The sequence below is a fragment of the Clostridia bacterium genome (assembly GCA_034926675.1).
Lineage (GTDB): Bacteria > Bacillota > DTU025 > DTU025 > DTU025 > JAYFQW01.
Genome location: JAYFQW010000009.1, coordinates 55,460 through 72,739, shown reverse-complemented (window position 1 = coordinate 72,739; position 17,280 = coordinate 55,460). Strand labels below are relative to the sequence as shown.

Annotated in this window: 21 protein-coding genes; 2 read left to right on the top strand and 19 right to left on the bottom strand. The window is 59.6% G+C overall.

All coding sequences use genetic code 11. From position 1 onward, the window contains the following. Positions 1–62: 62 nt before the first annotated feature. From VB144_04080 to VB144_03990, 19 genes are all read right to left on the bottom strand, one after another. Entirely contained in the window at positions 63–899 is an 837-nt protein-coding gene (locus VB144_04080; protein MEA4882838.1) for a UPF0280 family protein, read from the bottom strand. Between the two features lie 48 nt (positions 900–947). Further along, complete coding sequence (locus VB144_04075; GenBank protein MEA4882837.1) at positions 948–1,358, bottom strand: 4Fe-4S binding protein; 411 nt, start codon at positions 1,356–1,358, stop codon at positions 948–950. After that, the gene (locus tag VB144_04070) at positions 1,355–2,524 is read right to left on the bottom strand and encodes a homocysteine biosynthesis protein (protein ID MEA4882836.1); all 1,170 of its coding nucleotides are present in this window, start codon (positions 2,522–2,524) and stop codon (positions 1,355–1,357) included. Before VB144_04070 ends, VB144_04075 begins: the two co-directional genes overlap by 4 nt. Then, positions 2,505–5,264, bottom strand: coding sequence for a homocysteine S-methyltransferase family protein (locus tag VB144_04065; GenBank protein MEA4882835.1), 2,760 nt, complete (start codon positions 5,262–5,264; stop codon positions 2,505–2,507). Before VB144_04065 ends, VB144_04070 begins: the two co-directional genes overlap by 20 nt. Continuing rightward, positions 5,261–6,166, bottom strand: a complete 906-nt coding sequence (locus VB144_04060) for a methylenetetrahydrofolate reductase (protein ID MEA4882834.1) — start codon at positions 6,164–6,166, stop codon at positions 5,261–5,263. Before VB144_04060 ends, VB144_04065 begins: the two co-directional genes overlap by 4 nt. 649 nt (positions 6,167–6,815) lie before the next feature. Then, positions 6,816–7,085 (bottom strand): hypothetical protein, encoded by a 270-nt coding sequence (locus tag VB144_04055; protein MEA4882833.1) that lies wholly within the window; start codon positions 7,083–7,085, stop codon positions 6,816–6,818. Continuing rightward, entirely contained in the window at positions 7,078–8,211 is a 1,134-nt protein-coding gene (arsB, locus tag VB144_04050) for an ACR3 family arsenite efflux transporter (protein MEA4882832.1), read from the bottom strand. Before arsB ends, VB144_04055 begins: the two co-directional genes overlap by 8 nt. 48 nt (positions 8,212–8,259) lie before the next feature. Next, positions 8,260–8,502 carry a 4Fe-4S dicluster domain-containing protein gene (locus tag VB144_04045; protein MEA4882831.1) on the bottom strand — a complete coding sequence of 81 codons (243 nt, stop codon included), beginning with the start codon at positions 8,500–8,502 and terminating at the stop codon, positions 8,260–8,262. Between the two features lie 47 nt (positions 8,503–8,549). Continuing rightward, the gene (locus VB144_04040) at positions 8,550–8,783 is read right to left on the bottom strand and encodes a thioredoxin family protein (protein MEA4882830.1); all 234 of its coding nucleotides are present in this window, start codon (positions 8,781–8,783) and stop codon (positions 8,550–8,552) included. 26 nt (positions 8,784–8,809) lie between these two features. Continuing rightward, positions 8,810–9,979, bottom strand: a complete 1,170-nt coding sequence (locus VB144_04035; GenBank protein MEA4882829.1) for a permease — start codon at positions 9,977–9,979, stop codon at positions 8,810–8,812. Between the two features lie 6 nt (positions 9,980–9,985). Beyond that, positions 9,986–10,282, bottom strand: a complete 297-nt coding sequence (locus tag VB144_04030) for a metalloregulator ArsR/SmtB family transcription factor (protein ID MEA4882828.1) — start codon at positions 10,280–10,282, stop codon at positions 9,986–9,988. Positions 10,283–10,601: 319 nt separating this feature from the next. Beyond that, entirely contained in the window at positions 10,602–11,105 is a 504-nt protein-coding gene (locus VB144_04025) for a hypothetical protein (GenBank protein MEA4882827.1), read from the bottom strand. A gap of 15 nt (positions 11,106–11,120) precedes the next feature. After that, positions 11,121–12,179, bottom strand: coding sequence for an ATP-binding protein (locus VB144_04020; GenBank protein ID MEA4882826.1), 1,059 nt, complete (start codon positions 12,177–12,179; stop codon positions 11,121–11,123). Beyond that, positions 12,176–13,060, bottom strand: a complete 885-nt coding sequence (locus VB144_04015) for an ATP-binding protein (GenBank protein MEA4882825.1) — start codon at positions 13,058–13,060, stop codon at positions 12,176–12,178. Before VB144_04015 ends, VB144_04020 begins: the two co-directional genes overlap by 4 nt. Positions 13,061–13,063: 3 nt before the next feature. Continuing rightward, positions 13,064–13,483 carry a NifB/NifX family molybdenum-iron cluster-binding protein gene (locus VB144_04010; GenBank protein MEA4882824.1) on the bottom strand — a complete coding sequence of 140 codons (420 nt, stop codon included), beginning with the start codon at positions 13,481–13,483 and terminating at the stop codon, positions 13,064–13,066. Positions 13,484–13,532: 49 nt separating this feature from the next. Then, positions 13,533–13,904 (bottom strand): NifB/NifX family molybdenum-iron cluster-binding protein, encoded by a 372-nt coding sequence (locus VB144_04005; GenBank protein ID MEA4882823.1) that lies wholly within the window; start codon positions 13,902–13,904, stop codon positions 13,533–13,535. A 1-nt stretch (position 13,905) separates the two neighbouring features. After that, the gene (locus tag VB144_04000) at positions 13,906–14,331 is read right to left on the bottom strand and encodes a DUF5320 domain-containing protein (protein ID MEA4882822.1); all 426 of its coding nucleotides are present in this window, start codon (positions 14,329–14,331) and stop codon (positions 13,906–13,908) included. A gap of 205 nt (positions 14,332–14,536) precedes the next feature. Further along, positions 14,537–15,097 carry a DUF134 domain-containing protein gene (locus VB144_03995; protein ID MEA4882821.1) on the bottom strand — a complete coding sequence of 187 codons (561 nt, stop codon included), beginning with the start codon at positions 15,095–15,097 and terminating at the stop codon, positions 14,537–14,539. Further along, positions 15,067–15,477 (bottom strand): hypothetical protein, encoded by a 411-nt coding sequence (locus VB144_03990; GenBank protein ID MEA4882820.1) that lies wholly within the window; start codon positions 15,475–15,477, stop codon positions 15,067–15,069. The genes VB144_03995 and VB144_03990 overlap by 31 nt, the downstream gene beginning before the upstream one ends. Before the next feature lie 965 nt (positions 15,478–16,442). On the opposite strand from VB144_03990, the gene VB144_03985 reads away from it, so the two are divergent. Both VB144_03985 and VB144_03980 read left to right on the top strand, forming a co-directional pair. Further along, positions 16,443–16,841 (top strand): metal-dependent transcriptional regulator, encoded by a 399-nt coding sequence (locus VB144_03985; protein ID MEA4882819.1) that lies wholly within the window; start codon positions 16,443–16,445, stop codon positions 16,839–16,841. Continuing rightward, a complete protein-coding gene (locus VB144_03980; GenBank protein ID MEA4882818.1) occupies positions 16,763–17,218 on the top strand; it encodes a FeoA family protein in 456 nt (151 codons plus the stop codon). The genes VB144_03985 and VB144_03980 overlap by 79 nt, the downstream gene beginning before the upstream one ends. Positions 17,219–17,280: the final 62 nt, after the last annotated feature.

Sequence of the window (17,280 nt, the reverse complement as noted above, 5' to 3'; positions counted from 1 at the left end):
CTTCAGATAGGATGACTTCAGATAGGATGATCTCGGATGGGATGGCCTCAGACGGGATGGCTTCAAAACTGCACCAGCTTAACATCGCCCCATGCACCCATGGCCGCCCCGGCGATCACCACTGCGCCTGTCACGCCGCGCACCCGCGAAACCGACCTGGCGGCCCGCTCAACGTCCTTCTCGGACTGGACTGCATTCCCCACTGCTGTGGCCACCGCATCAGCGAGAGCAGCGTCGCGTGCGATGATCACAGCGGCATCGGCACGACCAAAGCTCTTTGAATGCCCTACTGTTCCAGAGGATGTGCATACTCCGCACCCTCTGGGCCCGGGTGAAACCTCAATCGCCACCTTCTGGCTGAGGGGCGACGAGCCCGCGTAGATCCCCACCTTTCGTGGACCGGAGGAAGCAATGAAGATGTCGCCCCCGTTCTCCACGATCACCTCGGAGCTGTAGAGGCGAAGCCTGGCGCCTACGAAATCGGCTATTGCTCCCGCTACGGCCGCCATCGGCCCCACCCCAGCCCGAGCCGATGCCGTGCACATCAGCTGCACCACCGGCGGCGCCCATGGCTTCGGCGTCACCGGAACGAGGCTAGTGAGGAACTCATGGTGCGTGGGGATGTAGCGTTCTATCTCCCCACGGCTCTCATGCACAGCAGCAATCGCCTCCGCGCGCATCCCCTCCAGGCCCTGCAGTCCCTGCAGTCCCGTATGGGCCGAGCCCAGGCCGGTCGATTCGCAGCCAAGCAGCTCTGGTCGCAGCGAGCTCAATGCGACTCCTATCTGCAGGTCAGTCTCCTTCACGGTGCAGTTGAAAAAGGCAAGATCCCGGGCGCGAAGAAGCTCCCGGTAAGTCCTGGGCTCGTACGACTTACTCACGCCGTGGCCAATGTCCATCCTTCCATACACCTCCACCCGGCACAGTGCGCACTTGCCGTCAGATGTCTAGATGGGCATGCTCATGGCCTTCACCGGGCAGGCCAGAGTGCACAGCTTGCACACGTAGCATTTCTCGCGGTCAAACTTCAGGCTCCAGTCAACTGGATCCAGGGTCAGGGCGTGGGCAGGACACACTGATGTGCAGGCGCCGCAGTGCAGACAGCGATCCTCGTCCCAGGAGATGCTTCCGTTGAGTATCTGAACCTGCAGTTCTTCGCAGGCGAGGAAGTCGAGGGCGCGCTCCACGTCTTCCTCTCGCCCTTCGATATCCAGCACAAGCTTGCCGGCCTTATCAGGCGCTATCTCCGCATGGAGGATGTTCACCCACAGGTCATAGTCCTTCACGAGGCAGTAGGTGATTGGCTTACCAACCATGCCGGGAGGGAATGTGAACAGGACCTTTATCTTCTTGTTCATCTATCTGCCACCTCGTCAATCTCCAATGACTTCGGCGATGCTTCTGCAGGCAGCGACATCACCGGCTCCTGCAGGAGGAACTCACCCGATGATATCTGGCCCTTCAACACGTCCGCAATCTCCCGCGCCATCTTCAGGCTTGAAAGGGGAGCAGTGGGCACTGAACGTCCACCGAGTTGCACACTACCACTCCGGAGCTGTTCATACGACACTCTCGCCAGGGCAGGCTTGGATCGCCGCTGTACGCTGTAGTCGAAGATGTGGGTGTATACGTCCCGGTTCCGCACTGCTGCGTTCTGCGCCACCTCCGGATTGATCAGGGGTATGGGGATGCCCACCCCAACGAACATCGACACTCCATACTTGTGGAAGGTTGCTGCCCTGATGTAGCGCTGGCTCATCTCCTTCATGTTCCCGATGAGGCTCAGGGTGGCAGCGCCGCCTATTGGCACGGAATTCTCCGCCCGAATTTGCGAGGGGTTGCACTGCGTCCCCTCCCATGCGATGTAGCCCTGGGCGCCTCCTAGGAAGATGCGAGTTCCGATCCCTATCGTGCGATAGAGCGGGTCACATATGAGCGGGCTGAGCTCTCCAGATGTCGAGTAGTTCACATTGCCCAGCATCGGAAGGAGGGCGCCCATGTAAGTGTAGATCGTCCGATCCGACGAGTTCGCCGCAGCGCCGTAGTTCTGGTAGCAGTTCCGGGGGTTGAACATCACCGCCTGGTTGATGGAGTCCTTCGTAATGTAAGTGGTGATCTCACGCCTCGGGTAGCAGTCCGTCCCATATGACGTGGCTCGGAGCTGCACCTTCTTGCCGGCGATCAGGTCCTCGATTACATGTGCTCCGCCATATTCGAACCCGCGGGTTTCGGAGAGTTCGGTCGCACCGATGAACGCATCTACCGCGGCGATGCCAGCATAAGCAGGGACGTCGTTAAGCCACACCTTGCTCATCCTGATCGGCGGGTCGGAGTGACCGAAATTGAGGAAGGCGCCTGAGGAGCACATCGGTCCGAACGTGGCCGTCGTGACCACGTCCACCTCTCGGCAAGCCTGCTCAGGTCCTTTCTCGTCCACAATTCCCTTGATCTCCTCCGCTGTTACCACGACAGCCTTCTTTCGGCGGATCTTCTCATTTATCTCATCAAAGCTCTTGTAATGCATGTGACTGCTCACCCCCTGATCTATCTGCGCGCTCGGCGATGACCCTTGCGACTTCAGAGACTGCCTCCGACGCATCTCGGCCATGCCCAGCGGCGCCTATCCTTTCGGCAAACGCCCGCGAAGTTGCCGCTCCGCCGATTATCACGGGGCACGCAAACCCCTCCATGGCAAACAGGTCAATCACATCTTTCATCCCAGGCATTGTGGTAGTCATCAGGGCACTCAGGCACACCACATCCGCAGAGGCTTTCCGTGCCGTCTCCAGCACCACCGCCGGGTTGGCGTCCCTTCCGATGTCCACAACGCGGAATCCGTTGTTCTCCAAGAACATCGAGACGATGTTCTTCCCAATGTCGTGGATATCTCCCTTCACAGTGGCTATCACCACAGTGCCGCGGGAGGACTTCTCCAGATCGAGAGGACTCATTCTAGCCTGAATCCGGCCTGCCGCGGCCTGCATCGCAGAGGCGGAGAGCATCAACTCCGGCAGGAAGAACGTGCCCGCAGCGAAGCGCCTGCCAGTCTCCTCAATGGCCGGGATCAGGCATTTCGCGAGCAGCCTTGAGGGTTCAGCCCCACCTGCAAGAGCGCTCTCAGTGAGCGATTCCGCCGCGGCCCGGTCGCCGTGGAGAACCGCATCGCGGATATGGGCACACAACTCCTCCTGAGATGCAGCCTCGTCCGCCTGGCTGGCCTGGCCTGCCTCGCCAGCCTGATCAGCCCGGGCAGTTCGCGCAGCCTGGCAGGTATGAGCTGCCCAGTCAGCCTGAGCCGCGCGGCGAGCTTGGGCCACGTGACCCACCTGTGTAGCCTGGCTTGGATCAGGGCTGAGTTCGTGCCCCAGTCTCTTCGGCCCAACGACGGAGATGTACCGCTCTGCGTTTCGGTCCCGTGCCAAGAGAACCCGAGCCGCCCTCACCGTGTCCATGAGCCGAGTGTCAAGAGGATTGATGATCGCCATGTCGAGCCCTGCTTCCAGAGCCATGGCCAGATAGACGGAGTTGAGAAACTGCCTGTTCGGAAGTGCAAACGATACGTTCGACACCCCGAGGGACGTCCGGCAGCCAAGCTCGGATTTGATCAGACGAATCGCCTGGAGTGTCTCAGACGCCTGCTCCTGCTGAGCGCCTGCTGCGAGGGCCAGGGTATCGATGATCACGTCCTCGGAGGGAATGCCGTAGGATGCCGCCGCCGCCACAAGCCGCCTGGCTATGGCAAGGCGCTTTTCAGCAGTGGAAGGTATTCCATCCTCGTCGATGGTGAGGCCGATCACCGAGGCGCCGTACCTTGCAGCCAAGGGCAGGACCGCCTCTGCCCGCCCGGGCTCGAGGCTGAACGAGTTGATCAGCGCTTTCCCCACATACGCCCTGAGCCCGGCCTCAATGGCACGAGGAGACGCGGAATCCAGGCACAACGGAAGGGCGGTGGCCTCTTGAACTGCCCGGACGGCGGCTGCCATTGCGGCAGGCTCGTCAACAAGCGGCACCCCCACATTCACATCCAGCACATGCGCGCCTGCCGCTTCCTGCGCCCTCGCCTCCTGCTGCACAGGGCCGAAATCGCCTTCGGATATCGCCCGAGCCATGGCCTTCCTGCCGGTGGGGTTGATCCGCTCCCCTATGAGGATTGGGAGGCCATCATCTGCAAACAGAACGGGCGTGGTCCTGGAACTGATCCCTCCGAACGCCGCCGATGATAGGCCCGCGATTGTGCATCCGCGCCTGCCATCGGAGTCGCTGCGGTCCAGGCTTGCGCCCGCAGGCCTGAGCCCTGAGACAGCGGCGCGGAGGAGCCGCACGTGCTCTGGAGTGGTTCCGCAGCATCCGCCTACAATGGATGCCCCAGCTGCCACGAGCCTGGGGCCATACTCCGCGAACTCCACTGGCCCCATCGGAAACACGGTGCGCCCCGAAGCATCCAGCTGCGGCAGCCCTGCATTGGGCTGCACTGAGATGGGCACGCGAGCGACTCTGGCCATGCACTCCACGGCGCCGATCAGCAGATCCGGGCCAACTGAGCAGTTGAGCCCCACTATTGACGCCCCCATCGACTGCATCACAAGAGCCGCTGCGTCAGGCGAAGTCCCCGTGAAAGTGCGGCCAGAGCGGTCCACCGTCATCTGAGCTATCACCTTCACTCCCGAGGCGTGGTCTCTGCAGGCCAGGAGTGCCGCTCTCATCTCATTCAGATCCGCCATGGTCTCGATGATTATGAAGTCCGGGGCAGCCTCTTCGAAAGCACTAGCCTGCACCGAAAACTGCCTGTACGCTTCGTCGAAGGAGTAGTCGCCGATGGGCTCCATGATGACCCCAAGTGGGCCCATCGACGCTGCGACCAGCGCACGCCCTTCAGAGGCCTCTCTCGCGATCCTCACTGCGGCGATGCTGATCGCGCACGCAGAGTCAGCCAGTCCGTAATGGGCAAGCCGCAGTGGGCTGCCGCCGAAGGTGTTCGTTTCGATGACCTGGGCGCCGGCCTCTACGTATTGCCGGTGCACCCATCCAACCTCATCTGGCCGCTCAATGCACCATGCCTCCAGGCAGTGGCCCGGAGGAAGGCCGCGCGACTGAAGCATCGTCCCGGTGGCCCCGTCGAACACCAGCACCTCGCGACCGACCGCCACATCGCGGCCGACTGCCACATCGCGACCGACCGCCACCTCGCGGCCGACCGCCACCTCGCGACCGACCGCCACATCGCGATCGACCGCGTTCGCGAGTTCACGCGCCTCGCCGCTCATGACTGATTCACCACCCTCGGGCCGGTGAGGCCCAGCTCCGTCACAACATCCAGCAGCCGAAGCACTCGCTCGGAGCTGTTCATTGGAAAGACGTGTATCCCGGATATGCTCGGACCGATCTCCGCGAGAAGTTCGCCTGCAAGGCGATAACCCTCGTCCGCAGCGCCGGAGCGCATTCGGTCGATAATCCAGTCAGGCACGTCAATTCCTGGAACCGTATTCCTGAGATTCGCGGCGAAAGCGTAGTCCTTCAGCGGAAGGATTCCATACAGAATCGGCACGCCCACACGTCCATCTATCTTGGATCGCCACCGCTCAAATGAACGCGGATCGTACACGGGCTGTGTCTGGACGAAGTGCGCCCCGGCCCCAACCTTCTCCTCCAGGCGCGATACCTCTGCCTCCAGATCTGCTGCCGTGGGGTTGGCAACACATCCAATGGCGAAATCGGATGCCTGCTCAAGATCTCCGCCAGCGACTGTGTGGCGAGAGTTCAACGCCGATGCAAGCTTGATCAGGCCTATAGCATCGATCTCGAACACGCCCATGGCGTCGGGGTGATCTCCGCGGGACGGGTCATCGCCCCTGAGTGCGAGTATGTTCCTCACCCCGAGCCCAGATGCGCCTAGCAGTTCCGCCTGCATTCCGATGATGTTCCGGTCGCGGCACGTGAGATGAAATACCGCCTCCACTCCCACATCCCGCTGGATCAGGTGCGCCAGTGTAATGGGGCTCATGCGCACATGAGCCATGGGGCAGTCCGCAACGTTCACCGCGTCCACCTTGTCGGCAAACCGGCGGACCCTCGCGAGGGTCTTGGTGACATCGGCACTCCTCGGCGGGTTGACTTCCACCGTCACTGTGAAATGTCCTTGCTGGAGTCGATGCAGTAACCTTGCCATTTCTCACCCTCCCATAGCCCCGCGGGACATACAAAAAGCCCTCCCGTCGGGGCCAAAAGCCCCGGGACGGAAGGACCTAACCTCCGTGGTACCACCCAGGTTCGCGCGCCCTCGCGGGACAACGCCTCGGCAGGTGCGGCAGATGTTATCCGCCAGACCCCGGCGCACTAACGGGCGCTCCCGTTCGCGCCTACTGCTCCACGCGCAGCATTTGGCGAAACATGCAGGCCCACGTATTCTACGCAGATATGGGGCATCACTGCACACTCTCGCTCAAATCGCGTTCGCGGAGGTTCGGGCGACCGCTCAGGGGCCATGTTCCACGCCTTTCCACAGTGCCAGCTCTCAGCCACGGCCAGCTCTCTGTGCCCGGTACTCAGCGAGTACTCATCCCCATCATCGCGTTTCACTATTGAGTTCAGGTTTGCACACAGTATATACGCGAAAGCGATGACGTGTCAAACTGCCTGCCAGAGGAGGGAATGCCGGATTCGAGCGCAGTCGCCCGCGACCGCTCACCCGGGCAAGCACGAAACCATATGAGGTGGGCGGCGCCGCCGCGCCGCCTTTCCTTTAGGCCCAGCTACGCGCGTTGTGCCCCCGAGGCCATCCTGGCAACGGCGATCTGCTCGCGATCCACTGACGGCACTCAGTCGCGCCTCGACGGTGCGCGTCCCGGGTCCGGGCGAACTTTCCCATTTTTGAGCACGAACCGCCGGAAAATCCTCACGGATGAGAATCTCCACCCGACCTTTCGCTCAAAAATGAGAATCCCGCCCCGCTGCCCGCGACTGCTCGCCCGGACAAGCACGAGAGTATGCACAGAAGCATAGTCGGAAGGCGGCGCCGCCGCGCCGCCTTTCCTAGGAGACCTGACCAACTCTCCCAAGCGTCCTGCGAGGCCTTCAACCTCAGGCACGAGGTTCATGCCCTCCTCCATTGCTAGCTTCGACATGCTCACAAGAACCGGCAACGGCTGGTTCGGAGAACCACTGCTTCGTCCGGTTGGCGAAAGCTACCAGGCTGAGCATGATGGGAACTTCTACTAGCACTCCAACAACTGTAGCGAGGGCAGCTCCTGAGCCCAGCCCAAACAGGGAGATCGCGACTGCCACCGCGAGTTCGAAGAAGTTGCTCGCCCCGATCATAGCAGCCGGCGCGGCCACTGTGCGATCAACACGCCAGGCTCGTGCCCAGAGGTAGGCGATAGTGAAGATCAGGTACGTCTGGATCGTAAGCGGAACGGCGATCAGCAAGATGTGCAGTGGATTCTCGACGATCGTCTCTCCCTGAAATGAGAAGAGTATGATCAGCGTGAGCAGAAGCCCGATGATGGTTATGGGCTTGAACCTCGGCAGGAATGACTCCCGGAACCACTCCTCGCCACGGGCGCGGATGAGCCGAATCCGGGTGAGATAGCCGGCGACTAGGGGGATCACAACGTAGAGCCCCACTGAGAGGAGGATGGTGTCGTAAGGAACGGCCAGCTCAGCCAGGCCCAGCTGGAATATGACAATCGGTGCATAAAGGAACAGGATTACTATGTCATTCACTGCAACTTGAACAAGGGTGTGGGCTGCGTTGCCTCCGCTTAGGTAACTCCACACGAACACCATAGCAGTGCAAGGCGCGGCGCCTAGGAAGATCGCGCCTGCCAAGTACTGCTGGGCCAGGTCCGGAGAGATCCATCTGGCGAACACTATCTTGAGAAAGAGCCAAGCAAGGCCGAACATGGTGAAGGGCTTGACGATCCAGTTGACGATCAGGGTTATGGTGAGCCCCTTGGGTTGGCGGGTGGCCCTGACTATGCTTCCGAAGTCAATCTGGAGCATCATAGGGTATATCATGAACCAAATGAGGATTGCCACTGGGATAGATACGTGAGCATACTCCCACTGGCTGAGGACTCTCGGAAACGCCGGAATCCTGAGGCCTATTGCCACGCCTAGCACTATGCATATGGCTACCCACAGGGTCAGATACTTCTCAAAGAAGCCGAGCCCGCCTCTGGGCTTAGGTTGAGCTGAGTTGTGCGCAGCATCCATGTTGTAGGCCCCTCCTTAATGAATGGGATATCGGCCTGCACCGGGCCTCTATTTGGGCTCACGGTACTGCTTAAGGATCGATAACGGCGGAAATGCAATAGCTTGAGATGGGCACTGTGCCGCACATGTAGAGCACCCAACCACGCAGTTGAAGGGGTTCTTAACAACGGGCCGTTGGGCGTCTTCATCCCAGATGTACGTGGCGTGTGAGCAGAAGTCATAACATGACCTGCACCCGGAGCATTTCTCGGCGTCAACAGCTGGATACCAAGGAATTTCGTTGCGACTCACTCTGAACTGCACCCAAACACCCCTCCGACTCACCACTATGCGGCCAGTTACTTCAGGAGCCACTGCCTGATCTGGGCTTCAGTAGGCATCTTGCCTTCGATTACCGTCTTCCCGTCCACAATCACTGCTGGGGTCATCATGACACCACGGTCGACGATCTCATCAAGGTCGGTCACGTGGACTATCTCAGCCTCTACGCCGAGTTTCGCAATAGTATCGGCGATCATCTCTTCGGTCTTCCTGCACTTGGCGCAGCCAGTTCCGAGTATCTCGATCTTCACTTGAGCGCCTCCTTCCACTGAACCATCTAGGCCATTACTGCTCCGAATACCCACCCGCTAAGTGTGGCCATGACCACTACGAGCGCAACGTAGGTGATAGTCTTCTTGGGTCCTAGGATGCTGTTGATCACAAGCATGCTGGGAAGGCTCAAGGCTGGCCCCGCAAGGAGCAGTGCAAGTGCTGGCCCCTGGCCCATTCCGGATCCTATTAGCCCCTGGATGATCGGTATCTCGGTGAGGGTTGCGAAATACATGAACGCTCCGGCCACCGAGGCGGTGAAGTTGGCGAGGAGAGAGTTCCCCCCTACTACCCTAGCCACCCAGGCGGACGGGATCAGGCCTCCATCAATGCCGGGCCTGCCCGTTAGCAGACCTGCAAGGAGCACTCCTCCGAAAAGCAGAGGCAGCACTTGCTTTGCGAAGCTCCAGGTGGAGTCCTTCCAAGTCACCAGTTCATCGCGGTTGAACCAGGCTGTGGCCTGGTAGGCAAGGAACCCGAGTAGAGTGAAGGCTAGGCGCCACTTGATCCGCCAGACTGTGTAGAAGAACCCGACCTCTTCCGAGGGTCTGCCCCAAGCTGCGAAGACCAGGATTCCCACGAGGGTAGCGAAGTACACGACCGTCTGACCCAGTGTTCTTCCGCCCGCCTCCACGGAAGAGGAAGCGAAACCCTTCTGCCTCTCGGATTCCTCTCCTCTGAAGATCGCCGCAATCAGCAGGCCGATAACAACCGAGAAGACTATGGCCCCCACCGCCCTTGCCACCCCGATCTGCCAGCCTAGCACCCTGGCTGTGAGGATTATGGCAAGCACATTTATGGCAGGGCCAGAGTATAGAAATGCGGTCGCCGGCCCAAGGCCCGCCCCCTTCTTGTATATGCCCATGAACAGGGGCAGCACCGTGCAGGAGCATACCGCAAGGATCGCTCCGGAGACAGATGCCACGGCGTACGCAAGCCACTGCTTTGCTCCCTTGCCGAGGTATCGCATGACTGACTTGGCGGATATGAAGTTCTGCATGGCGCCGGCTATGAAAAAAGCCGGCACGAGGCAGAACAGCACATGCTGACGAGCGTATTCCTGCAGCATATACAGGGCCTCAAGCACAGCGGCCTGAACACGAGGGTTTCCAAGAGGCGCGAGATACACGATAATGAACACTCCAAGAATGAGCAGAAACGCCTTGAGCTCTTTCAACCAGATTCACTCCTTCAGGCTGCACGTGCTGACCCCGTCTATGCATCTCATGAACTGGTAGACGCAGGGGGTCTCGAGGCGGTACCAGACGTTGAGCCCTTCCTTCCTGGAGGCTACGATTCCAGCACTCCTCAGGACGCTGAGATGCCTTGAGATGGTTGATTGATCAAAGTCCAAGCGCTCCACAATCTCACACACGCACTTCTCGCCTTCCTCAGCTAGCATCTCCACGATCCTTACCCGTGTTTCGTGGGCAAGGGCCTTAAAAACAGTCACGCGTGCCGCGATCTTCGGGTCGAGCATGCTTCATCATCACCTTTATGTCTATATTACTATTTAGCCATAAATGGTGTCAAGGCTCGCGTGCAGCCAGTCCTCTCGTCACTTGATGCGGTGTTTGAACTCGAATTCTCTCCTGAGGACGGTTCACAGCGCAGAAGCGACGTGATTATGACGGGAGCGGAAGTGGTGAGGAGATCAGAAAAGCCATGACAAGCCCGAATGGCGCCCGGGGCAGAAAGCACGACAACGGGGGGCCAGGTCAAACTCGCCCCCCGCACGTTCTCCCCCAATTCGATAGGAGCTACGCGAGCCGCCGCGAATGGCCGGCCCTAGTCCGTGCCTACCGTCCCACGAGGATCTCATCGATGGCCACAGCCGTTGGTCCCGACTCGTAGGGAGCCGACGAGAACACACTCAGGAATATTGGCGTCCCTTCGCCAATCCAATCGGCCTTCATGGGTGCAGGGTCATCCATACCTGGCACGCAGACCTCCACTCTGCCGGGGTAGACCTTGAACCCAATCCACGCAGGCGCATGCGTAGGCTTGATGGGAAGGTAACCATCGGTTCCATACCTCTCAGCGCCTTGCGAATCGATGAGGTTGACGTATCCATCGGCCTTGTCCGTGGCGCCGCTAGCGCCAACCCACACGTTGCGTGAGAACCATGGGTCATAGTTCCAGGTGGGCATAAGAGCAACAACGTAACTGGTGGTTAGCTCAGGGTCTAGTTTGACTAGCACGAGGCCTGGTCGAGTCGCAAACGAACCATCAACGATAAACACCGGCGATTTGGACTCGACGCCAGTCTTGCCCCAGCTGTTTCCCGCAGGCACACTCACCAATGCACTGCTTTTCCTCTATCTATCCCGGATGCTTACCTCTCTCGCGTACGCCTGGGAGCTTGGGCTTTGCTTCAGGATAACCGCGACCCTCCTCCATAGCTCCCGTGTGGCCAGCGCTGCTTTGCCATGAGGGCGGGCGGAATCTGATGCTTGTACTGAATCGCCCACACAAACGGGGCAACTGTCGGCATTCGCTACCATCGGCACTCCCCTCACCAAGGCGCCGACCACTCCTTCGTCGAATGGGATCCTCCCCGCGACTTCAATCCTCTCACTGCGGCAGTATTCTTCAATCTGCTCGGCACTTGCCTCATCAAGGTCGTACTTGTTGATACAGACTGCCGTTCTTACCCCAAAGTAGTGTGCCAACTCCACGACTCTCCTCATGTCGTGCGTCCCTGAAACAGTGGGTTCAGTGACGATGAGGGCCAAGTCAACTCCGGACATTGACGATATCACCGGGCAGCCTATGCCGGGTGGTCCATCGATGATTACATACTCCAGCCCCTGCCTCTCCGCAATGGCCCGCGCCTCACGTCGGACCTGCGTGACAAGCTTGCCTGAATTCTCCTGGGCCACTCCGAGCCTGGCGTGGACCATGGGACCATAGGCTGTATCGGACACAAACCAGTGCCCCGACACCACATCCTCCATTGAGATCGCGCCATGAGGACATGCACGAGCACAGACGCCGCAGCCTTCGCAAGAGACTGGATCGATGTGGGGAAAACCGGCGCCAGCAGCACCGCCGGTGTCAGAGACTGACATGCTGCCGCCGGCGTTGGTTCCAGCGCCGGTCCCACAGGACAGGGAGATAGCTCCGAACCGACACACCTCGGCGCAGGCGGCAGATGCGCTGCACTGGCCGGCGCACTTGGCTGGGTCAAGCACCGCCTGCTTTGACGCCCGGAACTCGTTGATGGTCTTGACCGTCGGGTTGAGCAGAAGGTGCAGGTCAGCCGCGTCCACATCGCTGTCCGCCAGCACCTTGCTCTCCGCCAGAACCGCAAAGGCTCCTACGATAGAGGTCTTTCCCGTGCCACCCTTGCCGCTGATGACGAGCAGTTCCTTCATCGTGCCATTTCCCCCTCCTCTGGCAACGGCCCCACCGCAGCACGAATCTGCCGCCAGAGGCCTCTCAGAGAATCGCCCAGCTCAGGGAAGTCGCGTACAAGCTGTCCGCCGCGAGCGTAGGAAGCCGCATATCTCCTGTCGAATGGGATCTCAAGCAACACGGGGATATGCTCCTGTCTGCAGTAAGCAGCGACCTTGTCATCGCCAAGCCCTGCGCGGTTGATGGCCACCCCGAATGGAACGCCCAGTTCCCGCACCATATCCACTGCCAGCGCCAGATCGTTCAGCCCGAACGGCGTGGGCTCGGTAACGAGTAGGCAGTAGTCGCTGCCTTTCACCGAGGCTACGACCGGGCAGGACGTCCCGGGCGGCGAGTCGATGATGACGACTCTGTCGCCTGGTCCGGCCTTGCTTCGAACGGCTTTCACCACCGGGGGAGCCAGAGCAGTGCCGATGTTGACTCGTCCCTGGACGAATCTGATCGCCCCTGTATCGCCTGCCCTCCCAGTCTCCACCACTCCGATTTCTCTGGGAACCTCGGATATTGCGCCCGTAGGGCAGAAGCGCGCACACCCCCCGCAGCCATGACATAACTCTGGGAATGCTATGGCACGGCCTCCAAGCGACAGAATGGCATGAAACGCGCATACTTCCGCGCACGTACCGCACCCGCTGCACTTGTTCTCGTCGACAACAGGCACAGGCAGAGTGACTCGCTCAGAGGTCTCGAGCACAGGATGGAGGAACAGATGCGCATTGGGCTCCTCGACATCACAGTCCAGGAAGTCCACGGGCATAGTCCCCTCCAGAGCCAGGACCAGGTTGACCGCGATTGTCGTCTTGCCTGTGCCGCCTTTTCCGCTGGCCACTGATACGATCATAGCCTACTTGCCGTGCCCACAGGGATGGCCATGGTCGTCCGAATGGTTGCCATGGTCACAAGACGCGTGACCCTCGTGTCCTTCGGCCCCATCTATGTGGTCACACGCGCTCTCGCCCACTTTGAGCGATCCGGCCAGGTAGTCTCGGAGCACCTCTGTTACAGTCCCTGAAGCGCCCACCACAGTCTGAATGCCCTTGGCGGCAAACAGCTCCTGCGCCCTCGGGCCCATGCCGCCTGCGATTATGCACGACACCCCGAATTTCGATAGGTATTCCGGTAGAAACCCCGGCTGGTGCTCTGGGTTAGGAACGGTCGCCGTGTCCACGACTTTGCCGTTCTCGACCGTAACCACCGTGAACTCGGAGCAATGACCGAAATGCGGTGATATCACTGATCCATCCGTTGCCAACGCGATCTTCATGTGTGACGAACCTCCCAAATCGTTGAGGTAGTTTCGCTGCCTTACAGCCCTAACGTCTTCCCATTCCGTGATGCGAGTCCACAGTGGCCCCGGAAACCGTGCTGAGCTTGCCTGCCTTGTACGCCTGAAGAGCATCGCGCACTGTGCCTGAGGCCATGGTGTACACCTTGATGCTTGCCGCCTCCAACGCGCGTGAGGCGTTGGGGCCGATGTTGCCGGTGACTACCGCGTCCACTCCCTTGTTGGCCAGGAACTGCGCGCTCTGAGTGCCCGCGCCTCCAGACGCCATGATGCTTTCGTTCGAAAACGCCTCGAACTTGTCAGACTCAAGGTCAACGATGACGAAATTCCGGCACCTCCCGAAACGCGGGTCCATAGTCGAATCCAGGTCCACGCCCTGAGCGGTTATTGCAATATGCATGTTACTTGCCGCCTTCCGTCGAGCCACGGTCCGGGCTCGCCATGTCGCTAATTCGCCTTTCCACCACTTCAAGTTCGCTCCTGAGGAACTGCGCCTGCTGGCTCAGCAGCTGCTTCTCACGTTCCTCAGACATTCCCGCATCGTCGCTCGCGTAGCGGCCTTCATACGGCACACCTCGAAAGCCTGCAGCAGGACGAGCAGATCCGAGCGCGACTTCACGAGCAACCCATCCGCGGCAGCCATACCTCATCCAACCCGGCAAACCTGTGGCGTAGTACATCCGCCTGTAGCCTCTGCCAGCCCCTGCTCTGCCTCTTGCCCCGGGAGCGTCCACAAACCCGGGGGCATCGTACCCTGCACAATAGCCCGCAGATCTTCCAGTCATGGGTCCAAAGCCTGCTGGACCCGTTCCGTCTCCTCTTGGCATATCCCATACCTCCCTAGTTATAATGATCATATGCTCGTTATCAGTATACCCAAGGTTATGGGCATATGTCAATAACCAAGGCCGAAAAGTCTGCCTTCCGTGCAAATCAGTGGTTCGTATGCCATTTGACCAAGGAAAATGGGTGAGCAATGAGGTGTGGCCGGAAGCAATCAAACCGAAAGCAAATCGCGAGTCGGTCAGTCCGTCAATCGCCCGCTTCCGGCGTCTGCGGTCCTTCCGGCAGTTCCGAGTTCATCTCCTGATCTGCATCGCGATCTGTGTTTTGAATCTTTCCGCATCCTCTGCGGCAGCGTCCTGGGCCCGGTCTTCCGGCTCCGTGTCCGTGTCCCGCCTGTCCAATTCGCTTTCCGCGTTCGGCGCCGCAATTCGGACAAGCAGGGTCTGTCCCGCTCTGCGCTACGGCAAAGGGAGCCTGGAACTCATAGCTGCACGACCCGCATCTGAACTGCCCCAGAGCCAGGCGATACGTTCCGCCCTCGAAACGAATGGCCTTGCCTTCCACGAGCGCCCGAGCCACCTTCTCCCTTGCGGAAGAGAGTACTCTCTGAAACGTAGGCCGGGACACTTGCATCCGCTCTGCGCACCCTTCTTGTTCCAGACCTGCCAGATCCTTGAGGCGTATAGCCTCAAGCTCCTCTACTGTGAGCACTTCCTCTTCCAGGTCGCGCAGCGACACGCCCGCAGGCTTGAACACGGTCACCTGAGGTATGAACTCTACACGTCTGAGCTTGGGCGGTCTTGGCATGGTATCAACTCCTGTTCAGAATCGTGCGCGCATCCGAAGTAGGTCAACCCGTTCTCGCGGCGGATCGAGAACCGCTCAAGTCCATCGATGATGCCGCTTATGCTCAGCTCAAAACATGGGCGGTTTATTCTCTCAAACACCTTTTGACTGCCTGCGTCCAGAGAAGGGATCATGAGGTCGGCGCCGAGCAGTTCCTGATCGAGATCTGAACGGCCTAAGAGCGAACCATTGGTCAGAACTGCCACCGGTATCGAGGTCAGCTTCTTAATCTCCTGTATCAGTCTGCCTACGTGAAGGCTGAGCGTGGGCTCACCCGATCCCGACAGGGTAGTGTAGTTGGCTTTAGCCCGAGGCAAGACTGCTCGCAACTCGGCGATCACATCGTCGATATCCACAAAAGCCTGGCGTTGCAGAGTCCTGCAGGTGGTCCTGCCAACCTAGCAGCATATGCAATTGAAGGAACACACCTTGTAGGGGTACTACGTCCACTTCCAGCGACAACCCCAACCGCCTTCAAGGCACTGGGCCAAAGATGTACGGCATCCATATCACCTATCCTCTGGTGAGCCCATTCCCCGGATCTGCTCCTTGCCCTTCGAATATCAATCATATGCCCATAACGATTATGATAGAACTGACTCCGCATGTCAACGTTCCGATTTGTGTCATCAGTACTCTTGTCGAAGTCGATTCGTTGCGTCAAATCAAAACCGTCATTGAAGCATTGGCGACAGTTGTCGGTGACGGCGTACTGGGCTATCACTGGGATCCTCAAAGGCTCTTCCCTCATGAACCGGCCTTTTGATCACGCGGGTGCTTCCGTGTCTGCGAGTCTCCCTCCCTCCGCAATGGCCTACATCATGACCACCAAGGCCGCCGCACGTCCCTGCACATCCGGCAAAGCACCAGAAACCACCGGAGTTGATGGTGATATCGCCTGCGTTTACGGTGTTCATGGACTCCCCCCTAGTCCAAATCATGCGCCTTCACCGTTTGGGCAGGGATCGTCATCCCCAGCCCTCGGCCAGCGGTTACGTTGGCGAAGAAGCTGATAATGCTCATCCCTTACCCTCCTCTCCGGGGGCCATTTGCAAGCTTGCCCCCCGACTCCCCTGGGTCGATGCAAGAAGCAGCGGCAACTCCCGGGCACGGTCAGCAGCCTGTCCTTCGCCCCATCCATTATCCGCCCATGCTGGGATTCCTCCTAACCGTACGATGGGATTATTCTATCGATTTGAACAGCATCTTGACACGATACTCGCCGTGTCGTAGACTAAAGGCAGAAGGTGTTAGGCATCCCTTACTTCTGCGCCGCACGGCGGCGCCGGAAATTGGGGGTAGTGGGTTGGTTGCAAGCAAGCCCAGAGCCCAGATATCTCCCTCTCTAGAGGACTACTTGGAAGCAGTGTTGGTGCTGGCCGGCGACGATGAAGGCGTGCGCACTACCGATATAGCCGCGAGGCTCGGAGTGGCCAAGGCTAGCGTCAACCAGGCAATGGGCCTCCTAGTCGACCATGGCCTGATCATGCGGGAGAAATACGGGCCAGTCTACCTCACAGAGGACGGGCAAAATGCAGCTCGAGCCGTTTGCAAGAGGCACCGGGCCATCAAATCTTTCCTCATCTCTGTACTGGGCGTGGACGAGACGGTGGCTGAGGAAGATGCGTGTCAAATAGAACACGTAGTCAGCAAAGAGACTATGACGGGCATGATAGACTTCATGGAAAGGGAGGCCGACCGGTGAACAACAGTGGAAGGGCAACATCACTGGACGAGCTCGACCCGGGAGCGCGCGGCAAGATTGTCGGCATCGGCTGCCCGGGTCCGCTCAAATGCAGGCTTATGGACATGGGCTTGACGCCCGGCACCGAAGTCCGCCTCGAAGGCGCCGCTCCTCTGGGCGATCCCATCATTATATGTGCCCGAGGATGCCGTCTCGGACTCAGACGGGCGGAAGCCGCAGGCATCACTGTTAGCCCCTGCCCCGGTTCAGCATGCGCTCTTTCCTGCCAGGGTCCGCACAGGCATCGCAAGTCTGGCGCCCTGCCCCCCAGCGGTCCCTGCTCAGGACACCCAAGGCGAGGTGTGCGTCGCTGGCGCGGCAGACGCAACGGCACCTGAATGCATGAACGGTGGACGCTGTCCCACGGGGGGACCATTTTTACGGGCCGAAAGTTAGTTGG

What these genes read in the sequence shown, in the direction of transcription:
- VB144_04080 (MEA4882838.1), bottom strand. Translation starts at nt 899, where the DNA reads ATGGACATTGGCCACGGCGTGAGTAAGTCGTACGAGCCCAGGACTTAC.
- VB144_04075 (MEA4882837.1), bottom strand. Translation starts at nt 1,358, where the DNA reads ATGAACAAGAAGATAAAGGTCCTGTTCACATTCCCTCCCGGCATGGTT.
- VB144_04070 (MEA4882836.1), bottom strand. Translation starts at nt 2,524, where the DNA reads ATGCATTACAAGAGCTTTGATGAGATAAATGAGAAGATCCGCCGAAAG.
- VB144_04065 (MEA4882835.1), bottom strand. Translation starts at nt 5,264, where the DNA reads ATGAGCGGCGAGGCGCGTGAACTCGCGAACGCGGTCGATCGCGATGTG.
- VB144_04060 (MEA4882834.1), bottom strand. Translation starts at nt 6,166, where the DNA reads ATGGCAAGGTTACTGCATCGACTCCAGCAAGGACATTTCACAGTGACG.
- arsB (MEA4882832.1), bottom strand. Translation starts at nt 8,211, where the DNA reads ATGGATGCTGCGCACAACTCAGCTCAACCTAAGCCCAGAGGCGGGCTC.
- VB144_04030 (MEA4882828.1), bottom strand. Translation starts at nt 10,282, where the DNA reads ATGCTCGACCCGAAGATCGCGGCACGCGTGACTGTTTTTAAGGCCCTT.
- VB144_04020 (MEA4882826.1), bottom strand. Translation starts at nt 12,179, where the DNA reads ATGAAGGAACTGCTCGTCATCAGCGGCAAGGGTGGCACGGGAAAGACC.
- VB144_04015 (MEA4882825.1), bottom strand. Translation starts at nt 13,060, where the DNA reads ATGATCGTATCAGTGGCCAGCGGAAAAGGCGGCACAGGCAAGACGACA.
- VB144_04010 (MEA4882824.1), bottom strand. Translation starts at nt 13,483, where the DNA reads ATGAAGATCGCGTTGGCAACGGATGGATCAGTGATATCACCGCATTTC.
- VB144_04005 (MEA4882823.1), bottom strand. Translation starts at nt 13,904, where the DNA reads ATGCATATTGCAATAACCGCTCAGGGCGTGGACCTGGATTCGACTATG.
- VB144_04000 (MEA4882822.1), bottom strand. Translation starts at nt 14,331, where the DNA reads ATGCCAAGAGGAGACGGAACGGGTCCAGCAGGCTTTGGACCCATGACT.
- VB144_03995 (MEA4882821.1), bottom strand. Translation starts at nt 15,097, where the DNA reads ATGCCAAGACCGCCCAAGCTCAGACGTGTAGAGTTCATACCTCAGGTG.